Annotated in this window: 24 protein-coding genes; 13 read left to right on the forward strand and 11 right to left on the reverse strand. The window is 65.6% G+C overall.

What is annotated here, in order from left to right:
• Positions 1-39: 39 nt before the first annotated feature.
• The 3 genes from A3AS_RS0114470 to A3AS_RS0114480 form a co-directional block, all read right to left on the reverse strand.
• Positions 40-2,088, reverse strand: coding sequence for an elongation factor G (locus A3AS_RS0114470; protein WP_018318294.1), 2,049 nt, complete (start codon positions 2,086-2,088; stop codon positions 40-42).
• A 209-nt stretch (positions 2,089-2,297) separates the two neighbouring features.
• On the reverse strand, positions 2,298-2,777 hold the full coding sequence (locus A3AS_RS0114475) for a DUF992 domain-containing protein (RefSeq protein ID WP_018318295.1): 480 nt from the start codon (positions 2,775-2,777) through the stop codon (positions 2,298-2,300).
• Between the two features lie 308 nt (positions 2,778-3,085).
• Positions 3,086-4,288 (reverse strand): pyridoxal phosphate-dependent aminotransferase, encoded by a 1,203-nt coding sequence (locus tag A3AS_RS0114480; RefSeq protein ID WP_026201996.1) that lies wholly within the window; start codon positions 4,286-4,288, stop codon positions 3,086-3,088.
• 247 nt (positions 4,289-4,535) lie between these two features.
• On the opposite strand from A3AS_RS0114480, the gene A3AS_RS47225 reads away from it, so the two are divergent.
• The 6 genes from A3AS_RS47225 (at position 4,536) to A3AS_RS0114515 (ending at position 8,757) form a co-directional block, all read left to right on the forward strand.
• Positions 4,536-4,724 carry a hypothetical protein gene (locus A3AS_RS47225; RefSeq protein WP_018318297.1) on the forward strand — a complete coding sequence of 63 codons (189 nt, stop codon included), beginning with the start codon at positions 4,536-4,538 and terminating at the stop codon, positions 4,722-4,724.
• 172 nt (positions 4,725-4,896) lie between these two features.
• Positions 4,897-5,547 carry a glutathione S-transferase family protein gene (locus tag A3AS_RS0114490; RefSeq protein WP_018318298.1) on the forward strand — a complete coding sequence of 217 codons (651 nt, stop codon included), beginning with the start codon at positions 4,897-4,899 and terminating at the stop codon, positions 5,545-5,547.
• Between the two features lie 156 nt (positions 5,548-5,703).
• Positions 5,704-5,880, forward strand: a complete 177-nt coding sequence (locus A3AS_RS48310) for a hypothetical protein (protein ID WP_018318299.1) — start codon at positions 5,704-5,706, stop codon at positions 5,878-5,880.
• 349 nt (positions 5,881-6,229) lie between these two features.
• Positions 6,230-7,036: a PAS-domain containing protein gene (locus A3AS_RS0114505; protein ID WP_018318301.1), complete on the forward strand. Its 807-nt coding sequence runs from the start codon at positions 6,230-6,232 to the stop codon at positions 7,034-7,036.
• Between the two features lie 71 nt (positions 7,037-7,107).
• Positions 7,108-7,563 (forward strand): GNAT family N-acetyltransferase, encoded by a 456-nt coding sequence (locus tag A3AS_RS0114510; protein ID WP_018318302.1) that lies wholly within the window; start codon positions 7,108-7,110, stop codon positions 7,561-7,563.
• 252 nt (positions 7,564-7,815) lie between these two features.
• Positions 7,816-8,757 carry an aldo/keto reductase gene (locus A3AS_RS0114515; protein WP_018318303.1) on the forward strand — a complete coding sequence of 314 codons (942 nt, stop codon included), beginning with the start codon at positions 7,816-7,818 and terminating at the stop codon, positions 8,755-8,757.
• A 74-nt stretch (positions 8,758-8,831) separates the two neighbouring features.
• Here A3AS_RS0114515 and A3AS_RS0114520 read toward each other — a convergent pair whose 3' ends face one another.
• From A3AS_RS0114520 to A3AS_RS0114530, 3 genes are all read right to left on the reverse strand, one after another.
• Complete coding sequence (locus A3AS_RS0114520; RefSeq protein ID WP_018318304.1) at positions 8,832-9,155, reverse strand: antibiotic biosynthesis monooxygenase; 324 nt, start codon at positions 9,153-9,155, stop codon at positions 8,832-8,834.
• An 85-nt stretch (positions 9,156-9,240) separates the two neighbouring features.
• Positions 9,241-10,455 (reverse strand): DUF1501 domain-containing protein, encoded by a 1,215-nt coding sequence (locus A3AS_RS0114525; RefSeq protein ID WP_018318305.1) that lies wholly within the window; start codon positions 10,453-10,455, stop codon positions 9,241-9,243.
• 2 nt (positions 10,456-10,457) lie between these two features.
• Positions 10,458-12,014 (reverse strand): DUF1800 family protein, encoded by a 1,557-nt coding sequence (locus A3AS_RS0114530; protein ID WP_018318306.1) that lies wholly within the window; start codon positions 12,012-12,014, stop codon positions 10,458-10,460.
• Between the two features lie 114 nt (positions 12,015-12,128).
• On the opposite strand from A3AS_RS0114530, the gene A3AS_RS0114535 reads away from it, so the two are divergent.
• Entirely contained in the window at positions 12,129-12,332 is a 204-nt protein-coding gene (locus tag A3AS_RS0114535; RefSeq protein ID WP_018318307.1) for a cysteine-rich CWC family protein, read from the forward strand.
• A 171-nt stretch (positions 12,333-12,503) separates the two neighbouring features.
• On the opposite strand, the gene A3AS_RS0114540 is transcribed toward A3AS_RS0114535, so the two are convergent.
• From A3AS_RS0114540 to A3AS_RS0114550, 3 genes are all read right to left on the reverse strand, one after another.
• Positions 12,504-13,202 carry a glutathione S-transferase family protein gene (locus A3AS_RS0114540; protein ID WP_026201998.1) on the reverse strand — a complete coding sequence of 233 codons (699 nt, stop codon included), beginning with the start codon at positions 13,200-13,202 and terminating at the stop codon, positions 12,504-12,506.
• A 118-nt stretch (positions 13,203-13,320) separates the two neighbouring features.
• Complete coding sequence (locus tag A3AS_RS0114545) at positions 13,321-13,551, reverse strand: hypothetical protein (RefSeq protein WP_018318309.1); 231 nt, start codon at positions 13,549-13,551, stop codon at positions 13,321-13,323.
• The gene (locus tag A3AS_RS0114550) at positions 13,548-14,327 is read right to left on the reverse strand and encodes a sulfite exporter TauE/SafE family protein (RefSeq protein ID WP_018318310.1); all 780 of its coding nucleotides are present in this window, start codon (positions 14,325-14,327) and stop codon (positions 13,548-13,550) included. Before A3AS_RS0114550 ends, A3AS_RS0114545 begins: the two co-directional genes overlap by 4 nt.
• 316 nt (positions 14,328-14,643) lie before the next feature.
• Between A3AS_RS0114550 and A3AS_RS0114555 the strand changes: the two genes are divergently transcribed.
• The 4 genes from A3AS_RS0114555 (at position 14,644) to uvrB (ending at position 19,236) form a co-directional block, all read left to right on the forward strand.
• A complete protein-coding gene (locus tag A3AS_RS0114555) occupies positions 14,644-15,561 on the forward strand; it encodes a LysR substrate-binding domain-containing protein (RefSeq protein ID WP_026201999.1) in 918 nt (305 codons plus the stop codon).
• A 102-nt stretch (positions 15,562-15,663) separates the two neighbouring features.
• Positions 15,664-15,888 (forward strand): hypothetical protein, encoded by a 225-nt coding sequence (locus A3AS_RS0114560; protein ID WP_018318312.1) that lies wholly within the window; start codon positions 15,664-15,666, stop codon positions 15,886-15,888.
• 58 nt (positions 15,889-15,946) lie between these two features.
• On the forward strand, positions 15,947-16,168 hold the full coding sequence (locus A3AS_RS0114565; protein WP_018318313.1) for a hypothetical protein: 222 nt from the start codon (positions 15,947-15,949) through the stop codon (positions 16,166-16,168).
• Positions 16,169-16,260: 92 nt separating this feature from the next.
• Positions 16,261-19,236 carry an excinuclease ABC subunit UvrB gene (gene uvrB / locus A3AS_RS43460; protein WP_018318314.1) on the forward strand — a complete coding sequence of 992 codons (2,976 nt, stop codon included), beginning with the start codon at positions 16,261-16,263 and terminating at the stop codon, positions 19,234-19,236.
• Positions 19,237-19,344: 108 nt separating this feature from the next.
• Here the strand turns inward: uvrB and A3AS_RS0114575 are convergent, their stop codons facing one another.
• Positions 19,345-19,731 (reverse strand): hypothetical protein, encoded by a 387-nt coding sequence (locus A3AS_RS0114575; protein ID WP_018318315.1) that lies wholly within the window; start codon positions 19,729-19,731, stop codon positions 19,345-19,347.
• 156 nt (positions 19,732-19,887) lie between these two features.
• Positions 19,888-20,121 (reverse strand): hypothetical protein, encoded by a 234-nt coding sequence (locus A3AS_RS0114580; protein ID WP_020508682.1) that lies wholly within the window; start codon positions 20,119-20,121, stop codon positions 19,888-19,890.
• 299 nt (positions 20,122-20,420) lie between these two features.
• Here A3AS_RS0114580 and A3AS_RS0114585 point away from each other — a divergent pair, with 299 nt between their 5' ends.
• Positions 20,421-20,867, forward strand: coding sequence for a nuclear transport factor 2 family protein (locus A3AS_RS0114585; RefSeq protein ID WP_026202000.1), 447 nt, complete (start codon positions 20,421-20,423; stop codon positions 20,865-20,867).
• A gap of 225 nt (positions 20,868-21,092) precedes the next feature.
• On the forward strand, positions 21,093-21,533 hold the full coding sequence (locus A3AS_RS0114590; RefSeq protein ID WP_018318318.1) for a nuclear transport factor 2 family protein: 441 nt from the start codon (positions 21,093-21,095) through the stop codon (positions 21,531-21,533).
• The last annotated feature ends 170 nt before the right edge of the window (positions 21,534-21,703 follow it).

The following is a 21,703-nucleotide window of genomic DNA, read 5'->3' on the forward strand; positions in this document are numbered from 1 at the left end:
GGTGTGAGAGAGCGTGCGCCTCTGACTAAGCCAGCTTGATCACGCCGCGTGTTGATGTGCGGCGATGATCTGGTCGGCGGCGCGGCCTGTGACTTCGGCCATGTGGTCGAACGTGCGGGTGAAGCTGCCGGCGCCGGCGGTAGCCGAGCGCAGCTCCACGATCAGTTCGCCGATCTCGGCTTCCGGCATCATGGCACGGACGCTGTCCCAGCCGCTCCAGCCGTCACGCGTGTCGAAGCCGAGGATCTGGCCGCGCCGCGCCGACAGGATCGCGTTGATCTTGGCGGTGGCGTCGGTCGGACAGACGATCTCGACCACGTGGATCGGCTCCAGCAGCACCGACTGACAATGCGGCAGGCCCTCGTTGAGTCCGATCCGCGCCGCCGTGCGAAAGGCGAGATCGGAAGAGTCGACGCTGTGATAGGAGCCGTCGGTCAGCGTCACCTGCACATCGGTGACGGGGAAGCCGAGCGGACCGCGCGTCAATCCGTCGACGACGCCTTCTTCCACCGCGCCGATGTAGTTGCGCGGCACCGCGCCACCAACGACCTTCTCGGCGAACTTGAAGCCCTCGCCGCGCGGCAAAGGCCTGATGTCGAGCACGACGTCGCCGAACTGGCCGTGGCCGCCGGACTGCTTCTTGTGGCGACCGCGCTGGACGATCGGCTTGCGGATGGTCTCCTGATAGCCGATGGCCGGTGGATGCGAGGTGATCTTGACGCCGAAGCGGTCGCGCAGCCGCTCGCTGGCGACGCGCAAGTGCATCTCGCCCTGCCCCCACAGCACGGTGTCGTGGGTCTGGGCGTTCATCACGATGACGAGCGAGGGATCCTCCTCGTGCAGCCGCGTCAGCGCCTGGCCGAGCTTGACGTCGTCCTTGCGGTCGGTGGCCGCAACCGAGATCGCGAGCACCGGCGGCGTCGGCTCCGAGACCGCGAGCGCCGCTGGCGGGGTCTTGCCGCTCGAGACCGTGTCGCCGGTCTTGATCGGATCAACCTTGGCGAGCGCCACCGTGTCGCCGGCTTCGGCCGCGGCACGCTTGGTGTCGTAGGCGCCGTTGACGGCGAGGATGCCGGAGATGCGGCCCGCTCCTCCGGAAGCGGATTGCAGCGTGGCGCCGTCGTCGAGATGGCCGGCGAGCAGCCGCGTCAATGACAGTTTGCCGCCATGCTGCGAATGCAGTGTCTTGAACACGAAGCCGAGCGCGTCCCTGGTCTCGGGCACACCGAGACGTTTTGCGGTCTCCGCAATGCCCGGCGCCTCGTGACGCAGCGCCTTCATCAAACGCAGCACGCCGTTCTCGCGCGCGGCAGCGCCCAGCAGCACCGGGCAGATCAGTCCCTCGCGCAATTCGCGGGCGAGATCGTCGAACACGGCATCGCGCGGCGGCTGGATGTCCTCGAGCAGTTGCTCCATCAGCGCATCGTCGTGATCGGCGAGCTTCTCCAGCATCGAGAAGCGGGCTTCCTTCTCGCGGTCAAGATTGCCGCCTTCGAGCGCGACCACCTCGGAGGCCTTGTGCTCGCGATAGATGAAGGCGCGTTCCAGCGCGAGATCGACGAAGCCCTCGATCAGCTCGTCCTTCCAGATCGGGATCTGGCGCAGCACCAGCGGCACGCGGGAGGCGGGCTGCAGCATTGCGAGCGACTCGCGGATGCGCTGGCTCGCGCGGTCGATCTTGTTGAGGAACAGGAAACGCGGGATCTTCAGCTCCTCCAGCTCGCGCAGGATGATCTGAAGCTGCGGCAGCTTCTTCTCGTCGGCCTCGCAGACCACGATCGCGGCATCGACCGCAGGCAGCGCGGCGCGCATGTCGTGGGCAAACTCGACGGAACCGGGACAATCCAGGAAGGTGTAGCTGTCGCCCATGAAACTCGTGGTGGCGGCAGTGAGCCCGACGGTCATCTTGTGATGACGGGCCTCGGGCGCAGCGTCGCCGACGGAAGTTCCGGCGTCGACACTGCCGGCACGCGGGATTGCGCCCGTTCGCGCCAATATTGCTTCGAGAAGTGTGGTTTTACCGCTTTGGAAAGGGCCCACCAGCGCGATGCACCGTGGACCTCGGGGACTTCTGACGTCTTGTCCCATTCGCCGCCTCCTTGGTGTGGAGCTCGGCCCATGATTGGGTCGGCAACCGCAGATGCTCTGCCCGTCCCCGAGATTTGGCAAGCATCAAACGTCGCTGCGGTGCGTCGTCGGCTGGATTAGGTCTTAACGCGGCGAGTACGGCTGTCGGCCGCGTGTTCCACCTCTCCCCGGCGGGGAGAGGTGAAAGCAGCAAACACCGTCGTCAGGCGTCAACGGCCCGGACGAAGTTCCAGGCTCTCGAGGCCGGCGGCAATGTTGAGGCCGACCTGTCCCTGCACGCTGAGCGGCTGGAGCGCGATCGAATTGTTGGAGCCGCCGACCAGCACGTTGCCGCCCAAGCCGACACCGACCGAGGCGCTGCCCTGCGCACCTGCATAATTGCCGGAGAGGTCGCCGGGGCCGAGCCGGTCGACGGGTGCGAACACGCCCCACGCCAAAGCCGTCTCCTGGGTGATGCCGATGTCGAGACCGACTTTGCGGATGGTTGCGACGTAACGATCGTCGGGCAGACCGTCGGCGCGCAGCACGCAGCCGAGATGGGTCACCGATCCCACGATGAAGCCGACGCTGGCGCCGCCGCGGCATTCGAGCACGCCCACCCGCGCCATCCGCTGCTGTGCACTGCCGCCCACGCTAGAGGCAACGAGGCTGGCGGCGGCGAGCCCGGCGAAGATGAACGAACGGCGCATGAAATATCTCCGGCGATGAAGGGATGCGAGCAGAGAGAGCGCCACCCGCGTTGCGCGTCTATGCCACAAGAGTGCTGGAGGTGCCAGATCGGGCGCGGCGATAAGCGTGCAAACAATCCCGCCAATGGCGGACCTTTTCGCAGATATCGTAGGGTGGGCAAAGCGAAGCGTGCCCACGCATTTCTTGCGATCGAGAGAGATGGTGGGCACGGCGCAAGTGCGCCTTTGCCCACCCTACGATTCCAGACTTGCGGAGAGAACTCCCAACCCACAAGCGCGAGAAGAGAACACCGCTTGCCGCAACAATCTCAGCGCAAATTGCCGCAGAAGCGCTGGATGCGCTTGCAGGCGTCTTCGAGATCCGAGGTCTTGGTCGCGTAGGAGATGCGGAAGGCCGGGCCAAGGCCGAAGGCCGAACCCTGCACCACCGCGACGCCTTCGGTCTCAAGGAGCTCGGTGACGAAGGTCTCGTCATTGTCGATCACCTTGCCGGACGGCGCGGTCTTGCCGATCGTGCCGGCGCAGGACGGATAGACGTAGAAGGCGCCTTCGGGACGCGGGCATTCGATCCCCTTGGCCTGGTTGAGCATGGAGACGACGAGGTCGCGCCGCTCCTTGAACACCTTGTTGTTGGCGGGGATGAAGTCCTGCGGACCGTTCAGAGCTTCCACCGCGGCCCATTGCGCAATCGAGGACGGGTTCGAGGTCGACTGCGACTGGATCGTCGACATCGCCTTGATCAGCTGCGCGGGGCCACCGGCATAGCCGATGCGCCAGCCGGTCATGCAATAGGCCTTCGACACGCCGTTCACGGTGAGCGTGCGGTCGTAAAGTTTCGGCTCGACCTGCGCGACCGTGGTGAACTGGAAGTCGTCATAGACGAGATGCTCGTACATATCGTCGGTCATCACCCACACATGGGGATGCTTCACCAGCACGTCCGTGAGGGCCTTCAGTTCCGAACGCGTGTAGGCGGCTCCCGTCGGGTTCGACGGCGAGCACAGGATCACCCATTTGGTCTTCGGCGTGATCGCGCGCTCGAGCGCCTCGGCCTGGAGCTTGAAGCCGGTCGCAGCGGTGCAGACCACCGGCACCGGCTCGCCGCCGGCGAGCGCCACCATCTCGGGGTAGCTGACCCAGTACGGCGCGGGAATGATCACCTCGTCGCCCGGATTGATGGTCGCCATCAGCGCGTTGTACAGCACCTGCTTGCCGCCGGTGCCGACGATGATCTGGTTCGGCTTGTAGGCAACGCCGTTCTCGCGCTGGAATTTGGCGATGATCGCGTCCTTCAGCTCGGGAATGCCGTCGACCGCGGTGTACTTGGTCTTGCCGGCCTCGATGGCGCGGATCGCAGCCAGCTTGATGTTGGCGGGCGTGTCGAAGTCGGGCTCGCCGGCACCGAGACCGATGACGTTGCGGCCCGCCGCTTTCAGCGCGCGTGCTTTATCCGTGACCGCGATGGTCGCGGACGGCTTCACACGGTCGAGCGCAGCGGCAAGGAAGGACATCGTCATCTCCTGACAAGCGTCGAAAAGCCCTAGGCCTCACGACTCTGATTGTGGGAATGAGATACCCTAAAACGTGTGCCGCTGCGCCGCAAGAAACTTCGGCCCGATCTCGGAAAAACTTGCGGATTTGGAGCGGTTCAAGCCGCGATTTCCAGCAATTTTCCGCAACTTTACCGCGCGAATCGCTCATATCCCGGAAGGCTTGTCCTCGGAGCAATTTTTGCGTGTTGCGTGCTGAAGCGCCGTCATGGCCGGGCATAGCCGTCCGAACGACGGCGTCGCTTCTGCTCGCCTGTTTCCCGGCCATCCACGCCTCGCCCGCGGCACGAAGAACGTCGATGCCCGGCGCACTGGATTGATGACGGCGCTCTCCCCCAATCGCTCGCCCTGCGCACAATCGCGCGAGCCAAGCGCGCGCATGCTGACGCAAGCGTGATCTGATTTGCATCGTCGCGCGGAAATGATCTTCCGCAGCGCTGCAGTGCGGTAGGGATTTCGAGTTTTTCTATTGGCCGGCCCTTGCGGCGGATTCGCATCGGCATCATTGTTTAGCCGCCTCGCGTGGCGACGAGCGCAGTGCCTCCCCGTCTTCCGGAATCATTCTCAGAATGTACAAGCTCTATTCGATGCAACGCTCGGGCAACAGCTACAAGGTCCGCCTTGCGCTGGCGCTGCTCAACGTGCCCTATGAAGCGATCGAGGTGGACATTCTGCGCGGCGAGAGCCGCACGCCGGACTTTCTGACCAAGAACCCGTCGGGACAGGTGCCGCTGCTCGAAGTCGGCGACGACCGCTTTCTCGCCGAGTCCAACGCCATCCTCTGGTACGTCGCCGTCGGCACCCCGCTCGCGCCCGAGAACCGCATCGACCGCGCCGAGGCGCTGCAATGGATGTTCTTCGAGCAGCACGCGCTGGAGCCGAACATCGGCGCCGCCTATTTCTGGCTGTCGCTGGTCAAGGGCGGGCGCGACCTCCAGACCCATTCGCTGGAGGACTGGATGGAGCGCGGCTATGGCGCGCTCCAGGTGATGGAGAACCACCTCAAGACCAACGCCTATTTCGCCGCGCGCCAGCTCACGGTCGCCGACATCGCGTTGTACGGCTACACCCACCTCGCCGATCGCTGCGACTTCGACCTCCAGGCCTTCCCGGCGATCCGCGACTGGCTGAAGCGGGTGGAAGCTGCGCCGGGCTTCGTGTCGATGGACTGGCGGCCGGCCGACGTCGACGACCCCGCCAGCATTGCAGCCGGTGCCTGAGCGCGCCCCTGCCCTCCGGCGAATAGCGGGTACAAAGGTGACGTTCGCCGCAATCCCGCCATTTTCCGCGCGATAGCCGCCGCAATATTGCCGGTTGAAACTGGGAAATTGTGGAAAGTCGCGGGTGATTCGCTCGCGCGTTGAAGGATTTAGACCATGATACGGGCGTCCGGCACGGCAGGCTTTCAGGGCCATCCCGCTACCGTAGCGTCTTCCCGGCTGACCAACGCGGTCGCGGCCTCGCTCGCCGTCGCCGCGCTCTCGCTGTGCCTGATCGTCACCCTGACGGTGCTGTCGACCAAGGCGACCATGGCGATGGGCCTGCCGGTCTGATTCCCGTTTCATCCTGGTCCAGCATTCAAGGCGCCGTGTGCCCCGCGCCTTCAGGCATCGCGACGGGACGTCGATGAAATCACCTGTGGTAGTCGTTGCAATCACACTGACTGCGGCCATTTTGGTCGCGGCGTCGCTGTTGATTGTCGTCACGCGCAAGGGCCCGGGGATTTCGACGCTGAATGCGCCGGCGCCCCTCAAGCACGCCCACTTGGTCTAAAATCATCCGAAAACCTGAAGCTTGCACGCAAGCGGACCTTAAACACACCGCAGGAAAAGGTATCGCGGAGGCGCAACGATCAGCCAGTGTTGCGACGTTACCTCGGTTCGGGAGGAGCGAGACGGGTCCATGCGGTTCGGATGGCGTGCGATCTCCGGTCCGGCGCTGACGGCAGCAGCCCTGCTGCTGACGATACACTTCGATCGCTTCATCCCCTCGCCCGCGCCGCTGCTCGTGGGTATCGTGGCGCTCGCCGGCGCATTGTCGGGTCTCGCCTCCGCCATCGCCAGCGCGGCCGTCGCGGTGATCGGGGCGACGCTGCTCCTCCTCGGCCGCCACGGCGTTTCCGGCGCCACCAGTGCCGATCTGATCCCGCTCGGCCTCATGGCGATCACGGCTGCCGCCACCGCCGGCATCACCGGACTGATGCGCGAGCGGCTGCTCGGTACGGTCGCGGCCGAACGGCAGAGCCACGCCACGGCCGCGCGGCTGTCGGCCGCGCTCGATCAGGTCGATATCGGCATCGTGCTGCTCGATGCCGAGACGCGGGCCGAGTTCATCAACGGCGCCTTCCGCGACTATTTTGCGGTGCCGGACGAGATCGCCGACGGCAAGCCGCCCTTCATCGCGCTGATGTATCACAGCCGCGACACCGGCGCGTTCGAATTGCCCGAGGACGAGCTCGGCACCTTCATCGCCCAGCGCATGGAGATGGTGCGGATCGGCGATGCCACGCCGATCAACATCGCCTTGCGCAACGGCGAGGTGCTGCGCTTCGTCTGCAACGCCCTGCCCGATGGCGGACGTATGCTGAGTTACACGCCGGTGACCGATCTCGTGCGCCACACCGATGCGCCCTCGCGCGCCGACTACTACCGCTCGCTGCGTGATCCCACGGGCCGCAGGCTGATCCGGCATCTGCGCGCCGCGGAGTGATGCGACTGGCGATTGATCGGCACGCCCGTCATCACGTATGAAGGACGTCCCATCGATCGCAGGAATTCCCCATGTCGCTCACCATTCGCGCCGTCACCAGGCAGGACTACGATCAATGGCTGCCGCTGTGGGACGGCTATAACGCCTTCTACGGCCGCTCCGGCCCGACCGCGCTGGCGGGCGAGATCACTGCGATGACGTGGCGGCGTTTCTTCGATGCCTATGAGCCGGTGCATGGATTGGTCGCCGAGAGCGACGGCAGGCTGCTCGGCATGACGAACTACCTGTTTCATCGCAGCACCACCGCGATCGAGCCGTCCTGCTATCTGCAGGACCTGTTCACGCTGGAAGCCGCGCGCGGCAAGGGCGTCGCCTCGGCGCTGATCCACGGCGTGTATGAGCGGGCGAAACTGGCGGGATCGCCGCGCGTCTATTGGCAGACGCACGAGACCAATCTCACGGCACACCGCCTGTACGACAAGGTCGCGGAGCGTTCCGGTTTCATCGTCTATCGCAAGCTGTTCTGATCCCCATCCGCACCCTGTGGATAACTCCCGCTGTCACCCCCGCGTAACATAGCGGGACTACGCTGCGCCTGCGTCTGATCTGGCCCCCCGTCACCGATCAAGCGCCCCAAGCGGTCCCCGTCAGTCGCCGCGTCTGACAGGGGCCGCATTTTTTTGTCCGCCTTGTCAGCATGGCAGCAGCGCGGCGCGCGCCTTGCTGCTGTGGCGCACGATGGTCACAATGCGTGGCTGCTCTCTCTGACAGGATCTCCCATGGAAATTCGCAATCTCGGCGCCTCCGGCCTTCGCGTGTCCGCGGTCGGGCTCGGCTGCAACAATTTCGGCCAGCGCGCGGATCTGGAGACCTCGCGCAAGGTGATCCATCGCGCGCTCGACCTCGGCATCACGCTGTTCGACACCGCCGACATCTATTCGAACATGGGCGGCTCGGAGACCGTGCTCGGTGCTGTGCTGGGCGACCGCCGCAAGGACATCGTGCTGGCGACGAAATATTCCAAGCCGATGGCGGAGGACGGAACCAAGCAGGGCGCCTCGCGCCGCTACATCATGGACGCCGTGGAAGCGAGCCTGAAGCGGCTGAAGACCGATTACATCGATCTCTATCAGCAGCACGACTATGACCCGCTGACGCCGATCGAGGAGAGCCTGCGCGCGCTCGACGATCTCATCCGCCAGGGCAAGGTTCGCTACATCGGCAATTCGAACTTTCCGGCCTGGCGCGTCGCGGAAGCCGAGTACGTCGCGCGCGCGATGAATGTCAGCCGCTTCGTGTCGTGCCAGGACGAATACTCGCTCGTCGTGCGCGACATCGAAAAGGACCTGCTGCCGGCAGCAACGGAATACAAGCTTGGCCTGTTGCCGTTTTTCCCGCTCGCAAGCGGCCTCCTGACCGGCAAGTACCGGAAGGGCGAAGCCGCGCCTGATGATACCCGCTTCGGCAAGGTGGAGCGGCTGCGCGACCGCTACGTCACGCCGCGCAACGAGGATATCGTCGAGAAGCTCCAGGCCTTCGCCAAGGCCCGCGGCCACAGCATGCTCGAGCTCGCCTTCTCCTGGCTCGCCGCCCGCCCGCAAGTATCAAGCGTGATTGCCGGCGCCACCCGCGTCGAGCAGATCGAGCAGAACGTCAAGGCGATCGCCTGGCAGCTCAGCGCGGAGGAGATGGCGGAGATCGACAGGATCACGCTGGGCTAGAGCATGATCCGGAAAAGTGTGCAGCGGTTTTCCGGAAAGATCATGCTCAGACAAACAAAGGCCGGCGCGGCGCGCTACTTCGCGCCGCGTCCCACGGTCTGCATCACCTCGAAGCCCTCGAACTGGGGATGGCCGAGATAGAGCGGTTTGTTGTCGCCTGCCTTGTGGTGCGCAGCGCGAAACGCTTCGGACTTGGTCCAGGCCTCGAACGCGGCATGGTTCGCCCACACGGTGTGCGAGGCATAGAGCGTGTGGTCCTCGAGCTCGGGTCCGCGCAGCAGATGGAATTCGACGAAGCCCGGCACCTTGTCCAGATGCGTATCGCGGCCGAGCCAGACCTGCTCGAAAGCGGCCTCGGAGCCCTTGGCGACACGGAAGCGGTTCATGGCGATGTACATGGGGATGGTTCTCCTGATGCTGCACCATTATCTCGTCATTCCGGGATGCGCCGCAAGGCGCAGGCCCGGAATGACGCGCGTGGGGTTAGGCGACCAATCCCTTCATCGGCCGTACTCCCGCACTATCCGGGAACACGGTCTCGGCCAGCACGCGATCGGACAGGCCGAACTGGCCCTGCAGCACGCCCTTGATCACGGAGCGCAGATCGGTGGTCGGCTTGAGATCGCGAGCTTCATATAAGTTCGCGAGCTTGAGGCCCGGCCAGTCGGAGATCACGCGTCCGCCTTTCACGGCGCCGCCGGCGAGCAGCGCGATCGTGCCGGTGCCGTGATCGGTGCCATCGGTGCCATTGATGCGCGCGGTGCGGCCGAACTCCGTGGCGACGACGACGACGGTGTCGCGCCAGCGCTCCCCCAAACCGCTTTGGAATTCGGCGAGCGCGCCATCGAGCCCGCCGAGCAGGAAGGCGAGACGCCCCACGGGGCCGCCTTCATTGGCATGGGTGTCCCAGCCATCGAAGGCGAGCGCGGCGATGCGCGGGCCATCGTCCGCGGCCATCAGCTTGGCCGCGCCGCGCGCGACCTGGCGCATCTGCGCCACCGCATTGCCGGGTTTCGGTTTCATGTCGTCTCCGCTCGCGGCCTTGTCGAGCTGAAGGCCTTGCGACAAGGCCATCGCCAGCACGGGATCGCGATGACGGTAGAGATCGACGAGGCGCATGGCGGTGTCGTCATCGGCCTGCGGCAGCGCCACCGGCGCCCAGCCGACGGTCGGCGCGTTGCCGCGCAGCACCAGCGGCGTGGTAGGCCCGACCGCAAGAGCGCTCGATACACGCTCGCCGCGCGGCAGCGCTTCCAGCGCGCGATTGAGCCAGCCGGACTGCACGCGGCCCGGCCCCGCATAACCGCTCTCGAGCACGTCCTGGCCGTCGAAATGCGAGCGGTCGCGATAAGGCGTCGCCACGGCATGGATCACCGCGGCATGCTGGTCGCGATACATGCGCGTAAATTCCGGCATCGCCGGATGCAGCGCGAAGAAGGAATCCAGCATGATCGCGGGATGCGCGCCGTCAGAAGTGAGCGCGATCGAGCCGTGCAGGCCGGCATAATCGGGGTCGCCGATCGGCGCGACGGTCGCAAGACCGTCGAGCGCGCCGCGCAGGATCACCACGATCAGCCTGGGATCGCGCCCATCGGCCGCGCGCGCGAATTTCGGCAAATAAGCCCAGGCCGCGAACGAGGTGCCGCCAAGCAGGAGACTGCGGCGCGAGGTGAGGAGCCGGTTCTCGGTGCAGTCCATCGTCACCTCCTCTGCATTTCCGGCGACATCAGCAGCAGCGCCAGCGCCTGCTGGCGCGACTCCGCGCGCTCGATGGTCCGCCGCGTCTCGATGGAGGCCGCATCCGCCGCTGCGAATTCCAGCAGATCCAGCGGATCGATGTTGGGCCCGAGCCGTGCGCCCATCTGCGCGGCGATATCGAGCCTGAGCTTCATGCCCTCGGGCGCGGCCCATGCGGCGCTGGTATCGGGGAAACCATTGGGGCCGGCCGGCGACCACAGCGGCTGTCCCAGCAGGTTGAGATTGTTCAGATAGGCGCCTGGATCCTCCGGCACGCGCGCGAGCAGCCGGCCGCTCGCGACCAGGAAATCATAGGGCGAGCGCATCTTGGTCAGCGGCGCCTTCCACGCCTCGTCGGAATCGACCAGCGCCGCAGCAAGCGCCTTGAGGTCGCCGTCGGACTTGACGAAGATTTCGCGCAGCCGCGCCACCAATCCCGGCGGCGGATCGTCGGCGACGAAATGGCGGACGAACTTGGTGGCGATGAAATTCGCGGTCGACGGATGGCGCGCGATGTCAGCGAGCGCGGCTTCGCCTTGCGCGAGGCCCGTCGCCTCGTAGCTCTTGCCGAGCAACATCTGCGCGCCGGGCTGGTGCGCGTTCGTGTTGAACACGAAGGAGCCGGGTGTGCCGAGCTGCCCCTGTCGTCCGGCGAAGGTCCAGCCGGTAATGATCCGCGCGAGCGAGGTGACGTCCTCCTGCGTGTAGCCGCCACCGACGCCGAGCGTGTGCAGCTCCATGATCTCGCGCGCGAGATTTTCGTTCAGGCCGCGCTTGCGGTTCTGGCCTGCGCGCGAATCCGGGCCGAGCGATTGCTGGTTGTCGAGGAAGAACAGCATCGCCGGATGCTGCTCGACCGCTTTCAGCATGTCGGCGAAGCGCCCGAGCACATGCGGCCTGATCGCCTCGCGCTCGAACGCGCCGGCCCAGATCCGCGCCAGCTCGCCCTTCGTCGCGGAAATGCAGAAATGGTTGGACCAGAACGCGACGAGACGCTCGGTGAAGCCGCAGGTGGCCAGCGTCGCGCGCTGCAGGCGCGCCAGCGCTTCGCTGCGGAAGGTCTTCTGAATCACGTTGAGCGGCTGCGGTGCCGGCTTTGCCGCCGGCGGTGCAGCCGCATTGGGCTGCATCGCGTCCGGCTTTGCCGCATTGTCCGCCGGCTTGGCCTCCGTCATCTGGCCGGCGACTTCCGTTGCTGCCGCATTCAGCGAGAGATTGCGGCGGAGCCCGGGCTTCGGTTCACTCGGCGCAGGCGGCTGCGTCTCGGCGGGCGCGGCGGCCTTCGCCGCTTCGCGCGCCTGCCTGACCTGATCCTGATAGGCGAAGACGGCCTGCCCGAGTTGCTGGGTCGATTGCAGACCGGGCGCCTCCAGCAGCACCCCGCTCGCACGGACCAGCTCTGCCTTCACGAAACCGCGAGGATCGGAGGCTGCGTTGATGAGATCGCCCGAGGCGCCGCCGCGGGCGCCGAAGCCAAAACGGTTGAGCGCGACGAGCGCGGCTTGCGAATCGCGGGCCATCGATTTGTCCTTCGCGTGTCGGGAGCCGCTTTCGGAGTCCGCGCGCGACGCCTAATATACCGCAGCGACCGATGAACCCGACATGAAAATCACGGCGAAGCTTCGACGTAAATCATGACAAATCCGAAAGAATCCGCATCGCCGGAACCGCGCCGCCTCGCCTGCGCGCGCTGCGGCACCGAGTTCGGCTGCGACCTCTCGGGCACCTGCTGGTGCGCGGAGGAAACCGCGAAGCTGCCGATGCCGGTCGAGGGCGAAGACTGCCTGTGCCGGGAGTGCTTGCGCAAGGCGGCGGAAGCGGCGAGCGCTACCCGTTAGGCGCGGGAGAGCCGCCACACCCTCAATGTCGTCCCCGCGAACGCGGGGATCCATACCCCCAGGGAAAAGTTTGGTGAAGACTCGTCGTGCGGTACTTCGACCATCCGCGCTCGATAGATCACGCGGTATGGATCCCCGCGTTCGCGGGGACGACATCGGAGAGAGTGTGCCTTACACCTCATGCCCCGGCGATTTCCGCGCCATGCCGTCGAACGCATCGAGCAGCTTTTCGCGCCAGGCATAAATGGGATCATCCGTCTCGAGCAGCTTGAACGGGCTCACCACGCGCGCCCACTGGAAGCCGCCGAACACGATGTAGTCGGCGTAGTTCGGCGTCTCGCCGCCGATGAAGGGCTGCTTCTTCAATGTCTGGCGCATCACCTCGAGCGACTTGCGGAAGGCGACCACGCCGGTGTCGCGACTTGCCATGACCTCTTCCAAGCTCTTGCCGCCGAAGCGCGCCTCGCGCGACTTGCGGAAATAGGCGGCATCGATCTCGGCGAGATTTTTCGGGATGTCGGCAACGATCAGCGGAAAGATGCCGCCGACCACGGCGATGTCGCCGAAGGCGTTGATCATGCGCGCCATGGCGCGGCCGCCCTCGCCGCCGAACAGCGACGGACGGTCCGGGAAATTGTCCTCGAGATAGGTCGCGATCGTCCAGGAGTCGACGACCGGTCTGTCATCGTGCAGCAGCACCGGAACCTTCTCCGACCCGTGCGGCGCAAGCGCGCTCTTCTCGGTGAAGCGCCACGGCAGCGATTCCGCCGCGAGGCCCTTGTGCGCCAGCGCCATCCGCGTGCGCCAGCAATACGGGCTGAAGGGACGCGAGGCGTCGGTGCCGACGAGTTCGTAGAGTTTGAGTGACAAAGGCGCCTCCACTGGCTCCGTCATTGCGAGGAGCCCTTTGCGACGAAGCAATCCAGCCTGCCGCGCGGCGACATTCTGGATTGCTTCGCTGACGCTCGCAATGACGATGTGGCGAGAGTTAGCGCCCGTTGTTTCGCAGCAATTTCTCGCCGCCCTCGGTGACCGCGATCACCAGCCCGAGACCGGGCAGCGTCTCGCGCGCGACGTAGCCGCGCTCGGCGGCATCTTCCCAGATGGTGAGGCGCGGGCACGAGGTCTTCCAGGTCGCGATCACTTCGGCATAGGCGCGCGGCTCGCGCGCGACCCATTCGACGAAGTCCAGCACCAGGGGATCGGCAGTCTCGTTCATTGCAAACCTCCCTTGTCGAAGGCGGCCAGCACTGGCGTGCGAACCATGAGCCAGCCGCCATAGGCGATGTAGTAGCAGGCAATCGTGGTGATCAGCTTGTTCGACCAGGCCACGAATTGCTGGTCGGTCATGGCTTCGAGGATGCGCCGCGCCAGCGTGGTGCCGAGCATCGAGGCAAGGATGGCGACGCCGGCGAGCACGGGATCGAGGCTCGCCGCCTGGTCGATGATGCCGCCGAAATAGACCAGCTTGGTGAAATGGCTGACGAGCTGGCACATCGCCTTGGTCGCGACCTTCTCGCGCCGGCCGAAATCGCCGCCGAGGAAGAACGTGTCGAGCAGCGGCCCCGACACGCCGGTCATCAGCATCAAGCCCATGCAGATCGTGCCATAGACGGTGCCCTGCCAGAGGCGGTCCGGATCCGGCTTGATGTTGGCGGGCAACAGCCGCGCCATGAACGGTGTAACGCCGAGCAGCAGCAGCGCCAACGGCTTATCAGGCACGTAGCGGGTGAGCGACCAGGCCGCCAGCGCGACAGCAGCGCCGACCATGTAGTTCGCGACCGGCCGCCAGCGGATATGCGCGCGCCACAGGAAGGCGCGCCAGCCGTTCGAGGCCATTTGCGTGATCGCATGCAACACCATCGCGGTCGGCAGCGGCATCAGCGCCAGCAGCACGCCGATCAGGATCAGCCCGCCCGCCATGCCGAACAGCCCCGACAGGAATGCGGTGGCGACCATCAGCAATCCGAGGGCAGCGATCATGATGGGCGTCACGTGGGGAATCTCCGGTGGTGGCTCATCGTAAGGGACGCAGACTGCTTCACTCCCCCGCCCCGCTTGCGGGGAGAGGGTGGGGTGAGGGGGAGCCTCCGCGGGGACGGCGAGAGTGTGACTCGTGGAGAGCCTCCTTCATCCGGAATCCAAGCGTTGCTTGGATTCCGGCCTCTCCCCGCGCGCGGGGAGAGGCGAAGAAGCCGCGGCGCTCTCGACAAATCACTCCGAAACTACGCTGCAAAATCTGCCTCGCTTGCTCCTTCCGCGCAAACTGAGTTATCTTGGCCTGGCATCAGCTTTCCTGAGGGTTGGGCCTTTGCGGCGTCTGCTGTTTCTCAACGGCATCAAGGCATTCGAGGCGGCGGCGCGGACCGGCAGCTTTGCTGCGGCCGGGCTCGAGCTGAGCGTGTCTGCGGCCGCCGTCAGCCGCATGGTGCATCTCCTGGAAGAGCGGCTCGGCGTCGCGCTGTTCGAGCGCAAGGCCAATCGCCTGGTGCTGACGCAGCCCGGCCGCGCCTATCAGGGCGGCCTGACGCCGATCTTCGATGCGCTGGCCAGCCTCACCGCGCAGGTGACGGCGCCGGCAAGCGTCCGCGTGCTCACGATCGGCGTCGGCCACACCTTTGCGATGCGCTGGCTGATCCCGCGCCTGTCGGAGTTTCGCAGCGAAGAGCCCGACATCGAGGTGCGCTTTACCACCGGCGGCGCGTCGGTACCGTTCGGCGAGGATTGGAGCTGCGGCATCAAGCTCGGCACCGGCGACTGGCCTGGCCTGGTCGCCGAGCCCCTGTTCGCCGGCGATCTCACGCCCGTCTGCGTGCCCCGTCTTGCGAGCGGCCTGAAGCGGCCGGCCGACCTGAAGGGACCGAGCCTGATCCGCGTCGAACATTCGCCGGAGGACTGGCCGATCTGGCTGAAAGCCGCGAACCTTACCCGCATCAATCCGCGCGGGCCGGAGTTCCAGTTCTACGGTCAGGCACTGCAGGCCGCCGCCGACGGGCTCGGCATCGCCATGGGCATCCGCCCCTATATCGACGACGATCTTGCCGCCGGCCGGCTGGTCGCCCCGTTCGACCTCTCGGTGCCCAAGGGCATGCGCTGGTACCTGCTCTATCGCAGCTTTCAAACCGAGCACCGCGACTTTGCCGCGTTCCGCCGCTGGATCATGCGCGCGGCCTCGGAACCCGCCGCCCGCCCCGTCAAGCGGACGGGCCGTGTCGCCGTGCGGAACTGACGCCGGAGGCAAAAAAGCCTGCCGCTTGTGAACGACTTCACATTCCGGAATCCGCAAACGTGGTCCCCTGACCCTCCGAAAAGAAACGTGGGACCGACAAGAATGACGACCCTTTACGACGGCTTTGACATTGAATCCTTCGAGGCTGGCAAAGGCCTCTGGCACGCCCGCATCCGCCGCGCCGATCTCAGCCCCGTCGCCATCGACGGCGTGCTGTTTCCGGCGATGGAAGTCGGCTTCGCCTGGCCCGATCAGAACGCCGCGATCGCCGACGCCAAGCACCACATCGACCGCTTCCGCCGCCGGGCCGACAGCGACGACGAATAAGCGAGCCGGACGGCAAGCGAACCACGGGCAGCGCAGCGTCAAAGGGGGGAACCGGGTCATGTCAGTCATCGAAATCGAAGACACGCCGCGGCCGAGAATCTACGCCCGCAATGTGCTGTCCAACTGCCCGGAATGCCACGGCGATCTTTCGGTGCTCCGCGTGATCGGCGGCCGCGCGGGGTGCGAGTATTGGACCATGCGCTGCACCGATTGCGGCGGCATCCATCTCGATGTTCTCAAGCCATATCAGGCGGGTGACGACGACGGGCCGGCGGCGTGAGGCCGACCCTGCTGCCAACCTGCTGTCAGCAGGCTGCATGAGGACGGTCATTCGCCCTTTATCGGGAGACGGACTCGTCCCATATTCGGCTCATGGCGAAGAAACCTGCATCCTCCGAAAAATCCGGCAAATCCCCCAAGACCAAGGCCCCTAACTCGAAGGCACATCGCCCCGATGTGCAGCCGATCGGGCCGGCGCTGGCCGAGCTGCTCAATCCCGCGATCAATCGCGGCGACGCCGGACTTGGCTCGGGCACCGGGCTGCAGCCGCCGCCGGACAATTCGCGCGACCGCCGCTCCGGCGGCGAAGCCGCGGCGCATCGCGCGCGGGCCTCGACGCCGAAGGAGTTTCCGCAGGACAGTGCGCGGCCGATGCCGCTGCGGCTCAACCCGCAGCCGGCGGGCGCCCGGCAATCAAGCGAAATTGGCGGACTGGAAGAAGCGCCGCAGGCCAATTACGGAACCGCGGCCACGATCCCGACGCTCGATCCGGAACTGGCGCGGCAGCTCGGCCTGCCCACCGAGGAGGACGATGCCGAGGCGCTGGCACGTCCGCCGCGCAGCAAGATGGAGGCGCTCGGCGTCAAGGCGACCGCGGATGCGCTGGAGGCGCTGATCCGCGAGGGCCGGCCGGAGTTCCGCAAGAACGACGGCTCCACCAAGGTGTGGACGCCGCACCGGCCGCCTCGGCCGGAAAAGTCCGAAGGCGGCGTGCGCTTCGAGATCAAATCGGAATATCAGCCCAAGGGCGACCAGCCGACCGCGATCGCCGAGCTGGTCGAAGGCGTCCAGCGCAACGACCGCACCCAAGTGCTGCTCGGCGTCACCGGCTCGGGCAAGACCTACACGATGGCGCAGGTCATCGAGAAGACGCAGCGCCCCGCGCTGATCCTGGCGCCGAACAAGACGCTCGCCGCCCAGCTCTATGGCGAGTTCAAGAATTTCTTCCCCGACAACGCCGTCGAGTATTTCGTCTCCTATTACGACTACTACCAGCCGGAAGCCTACGTCCCGCGCACCGACACCTATATCGAGAAGGACTCCTCGATCAACGAGCAGATCGACCGCATGCGCCACTCGGCGACGCGCGCGCTGCTCGAACGCGACGACGTCATCATCGTCGCCTCGGTGTCGTGCATCTACGGTATCGGCTCGGTCGAGACCTACACCGCGATGACCTTCGCACTGAAGAAGGGCGAGCGCATCGACCAGCGCCAGCTCATCGCCGACCTCGTCGCGCTCCAGTACAAGCGCACCCAGGCCGATTTCACCCGCGGCACGTTTCGCGTGCGCGGCGACGTCATCGACATTTTCCCGGCGCACTATGAAGACCGTGCCTGGCGCGTGAATTTGTTCGGCGACACCATCGAGAACATCGAGGAGTTCGATCCGCTCACCGGCCACAAGCAGGACGAGCTCGAGTTCATCAAGATGTACGCCAACTCCCACTATGTGACGCCGCGCCCGACGCTGGTGCAGGCGATCAAGTCGATCAAGTTCGAATTGAAGCAGCGGCTCGACCAGTTGCACGACCAGGGGCGCCTCTTGGAAGCGCAGCGGCTGGAGCAGCGCACCACCTTCGATCTCGAGATGATGGAGGCGACGGGCAGTTGCGCCGGCATCGAGAACTATTCGCGCTATCTCACGGGACGCCGCCCCGGCGAGCCGCCGCCGACGCTGTTCGAATACGTCCCCGACAACGCCCTGATCTTCGCCGACGAAAGCCACGTCACCATCCCGCAGATCGGCGCCATGTTCCGCGGCGACTTCCGCCGCAAGGCGACGCTGGCCGAATACGGCTTCCGCCTGCCCTCCTGCATGGACAACCGACCCTTGCGCTTCGAGGAATGGGACATGATGCGGCCGCAGACGGTTGCGGTGTCGGCGACGCCGAGCGGCTGGGAGCTGAACGAGAGCGGCGGCGTGTTCGTCGAGCAGGTCATTCGTCCCACTGGCCTGATCGATCCTCCCGTTGATATTCGCCCCGCCCGCACCCAGGTCGACGATCTCGTCGGCGAGGTCCGCGCCACCGCGCAGGCCGGCTACCGCTCGTTGATCACGGTGCTGACGAAACGCATGGCGGAGGACCTCACCGAATATCTGCACGAGCAGGGCATTCGCGTCCGCTACATGCACTCGGATATCGACACCATCGAGCGCATCGAGATCATCCGCGACCTCCGCCTCGGTGCCTTCGACGCGCTGGTCGGCATCAACCTCTTGCGCGAAGGCCTCGACATTCCCGAATGCGCGCTGGTCGCGATCCTCGACGCCGACAAGGAAGGCTTTTTGCGCAGCGAGACCTCGCTGATCCAGACCATCGGCCGCGCCGCGCGCAACGTCGACGGCAAGGTGATCCTCTACGCCGACCAGATGACGGGATCGATGGAGCGCGCCATCGCCGAGACCAACCGCCGCCGCGAAAAGCAGGTCGAGTACAACACCGCCAACGGCATCACGCCGGAGAGCGTGAAGAAGCAGATCGGCGACATCCTCAACTCCGTCTACGAGCGCGACCACGTGCTGATCGAGGTCGGCGGCCACGACATGACCGACGACGTCATCTCGATCGGCCACAACTTCGAAGCCGTGCTCGGCGATCTGGAAACGCGGATGCGCGAGGCCGCAGCCGATCTGAACTTCGAGGAAGCCGCGCGCCTGCGCGACGAGGTCAAGCGCCTGCGCGCCACCGAGCTCGCCGTGGTCGATGATCCCACCGCCAAACAGCGCACCGTGCAGGGCAAGGCCGGCGCCTATGCCGGCAGCAAGAAGTACGGCGACGCCGCCAACCTGCCCGTCAGCGCCATGAAGAAGAAGACCGTGGGCTCCGCGCTGAAAGCCAGCGGCGGCGGAGGCGGCTCGAAGGTCCATAAGCCGCATCTCGACGAGATGCACGGCCCGGAATCGCTGCCGTACCGCGAGAACCAGACCCTGCCGTCAAAGCCGTTCGGAAGTACGAGCCGGATCATCCAGCCGACGGATTCAAGGCAGTCGGGTCCGGAGTTCGGGCCGGCACCGAAGTCGACGGGGGGACAGCCGGGAAGACGAGGTGGGTGGAAGAAGAGGTAGGGACGCTCTCGCTTCTCATTGCCGTTCGTGGTTATGGATTCTCAGATGCGCAATTGCGCATCATAGCTCGCCGCTCTGCGGCCCCCGGAATGACGCCGGAGACCGCCCTCACCCCACACTCGCCGTCACCACCGCCATCACCGACAGCAGCAGCACGATGGTCACGAGCTGGAGCGAGGCGACCGGCTGGGTGCGCCAGGCCGTGATCTTGTCGGACAGCGACAGATGGGCCTCGAAGAACTTTGGCTCGTAGATGGTCTTGAACAGGTGCGGGAAGCTCGGGCCGAGGGTCACGGCGAGCATGGCGTGGGCGAGCGAGGCGATGGCGACGAAGACGGCGACGCCGGGGTCGCCGACGAGATCGTGGTTGCCAACGAGCTTGAGCAGGAAGGCGGCGGCGGCGAAGGTCGGGAAGCTCTGCAGGATCGTGGTCAGCGCGAGGCCTTCGAGCGCGTTGTGCAGGCGGGACTTTCTGACGGTGGCGAGGGCGGCCATGGCACGTCTCCCTGATGACATGGGGATGACGTTAGGCGCATCGGCAGCGGGTGATGTGAGATGGATCACGCGTTGCTTCGCCTCTCCCCGCAAGCGGGGCGAGGGGGCGGACCGCCGACGCGGCAGCGGGCTTCCGTTTGCCGAACCGTCGGACGGTTAAAGCTTCCCCTGCCCGTTCACCTGACCCTGCTGCTGCCGCTGCTTCTCCTGTTCCTTGGCGTGGTGCCTGCCGTAGAGGCAGCCGGCGGCGGCGCCCAGCACGCCGTGATGGCCGGCATAGTGGCCGGCAACGCCGCCGACGACGGCGCCCTTGATGCAGCCCTTGGCGTTGGCGGCGGAGGTCGCGCCGCACATGAGCAGCACGGCAGCGATGGCGAAGAGTGATTTCATGGATCGTGTCTCCGGAGGCATTGTCGGCGTCCCAACGAGCGCGAGCACATCGCGGTTCCATGCGGCTGCGCCGCGGTGACCTTGCGCATTGCGCCATCTGCGTTGCGTGTCATGCAGCTGAATGCACAAGAATTCGTGCAGCCTTGCCGCAATTCAACTCGCAATTGGCACGCCATGAACCTGGCATTGCGCTCGAGCGTCATATCGTCTGCAACATCCCTGTGATTTTGCGGATTGCCGGTGCAGGAGACCGCGCGTTAGCGTTGCAGGGCGCCACACGGCCAATGAGGACGGGCGGAATGACTGTCGAGAAGCTCAATCGCCAGCGCGTGCTGCATCTGCTCGACGCCTTCGCGCGCGGCGACATCGAGGCCGCGCTGGCGTGCTGCACCGATGACGTCGACTTCCTCACCCATGCGCCGATCGACGTGCTGCCGCACATGGTGCCGCGCCACGGCAAGGCCGAGCTGCGCGAGCTGTGGCAGACGGTCTGGTCGCGCTATTCGGAGATCCGCTACAAGGCACCGCACATCCTGGCCGAGGGCGAGGCGGTCGCGACCTACATGCAGGCCTATTTCAGGAAGCGCAGCAACGACCGCATCGTGCAGTTCGACATGGCCGTGTTCTACACCTTCCGCGGCGGGCTGGTGGCGGAGATCCGCGAGATCATCGATTCCTACGATCTGGTGCAGCAGGTGCTGGAGCGCGAGATCGGGCCGCTGATCACGGGTGCACGGGTGGACTGAGCCTGCTCCCTCCCCTGGAACCGAGCCGCCAGGACCCGGAAGATTACGGGGTTTTATTGCAGATCTCACATATCGCCATCAATTGTGCATTGCGAAAACGTGAATTGCGTTTTGGCCGAAATCGGGTATTTTATTCGTATACAAATGAGTTGAGCCCCACCGCCTGACTGCGCTGGGGTCGTTTTCCGTTTTTCTTTCGCAAAGCCAGCTTCAGGACTGCCCAAAATGACAGAGCACAGCCTCTGGCGTTTCTCGCGCGCGTTGCACCGCGCGATCAACGACCGGCATTTCGAGGACATCGAGGCCCTGATCGACGAGGATGTCGAATGGGCGCTCTACGGCCCGATCGACATGTTTCCGTTCCTCGGCGCGCGCCAGGGCAAGGACGCCGTGCTCGACGTCATCCGCCAGCTCGCCGACAATTTCCAGGTCCGCCGCTTCGACCGCGAGAGCATCATGCTGGGCGTCGATTCCGCCGCCTCGATGATGCGCTATTCGCTGACGGCACTGGACTCCAACAAGCCGATCAGCTTGCGGGTCGCGCAGTTCGCCCAGTTCAGGGCGGGCAAGCTCACCAGCATGCGCGTCCTGATTGACACCTTCGACCTGGTCGAGCAGGCACTCGGCCGCGCCATTCATCTGCCGAAGATGACCAGCGTCGGCTGAGGGGGACGCCAACGGGCCCCGCTGTTCGGGACCGACGACAATGCCTGACGCGACGTCCTGGCCGCCAGCCCCGCCGGATGCCGTCGCATCGAGAGCTCGTCGTCGGGCGCGCGCCTTTCGCGCGGCCCGTTGGTTCGCGTCCCCACGCGAGTTGCCACAATTTCGCAACG

Origin of the sequence: Bradyrhizobium sp. WSM2793 (assembly GCF_000379585.1) — a bacterium.
GTDB lineage: Bacteria > Pseudomonadota > Alphaproteobacteria > Rhizobiales > Xanthobacteraceae > Bradyrhizobium.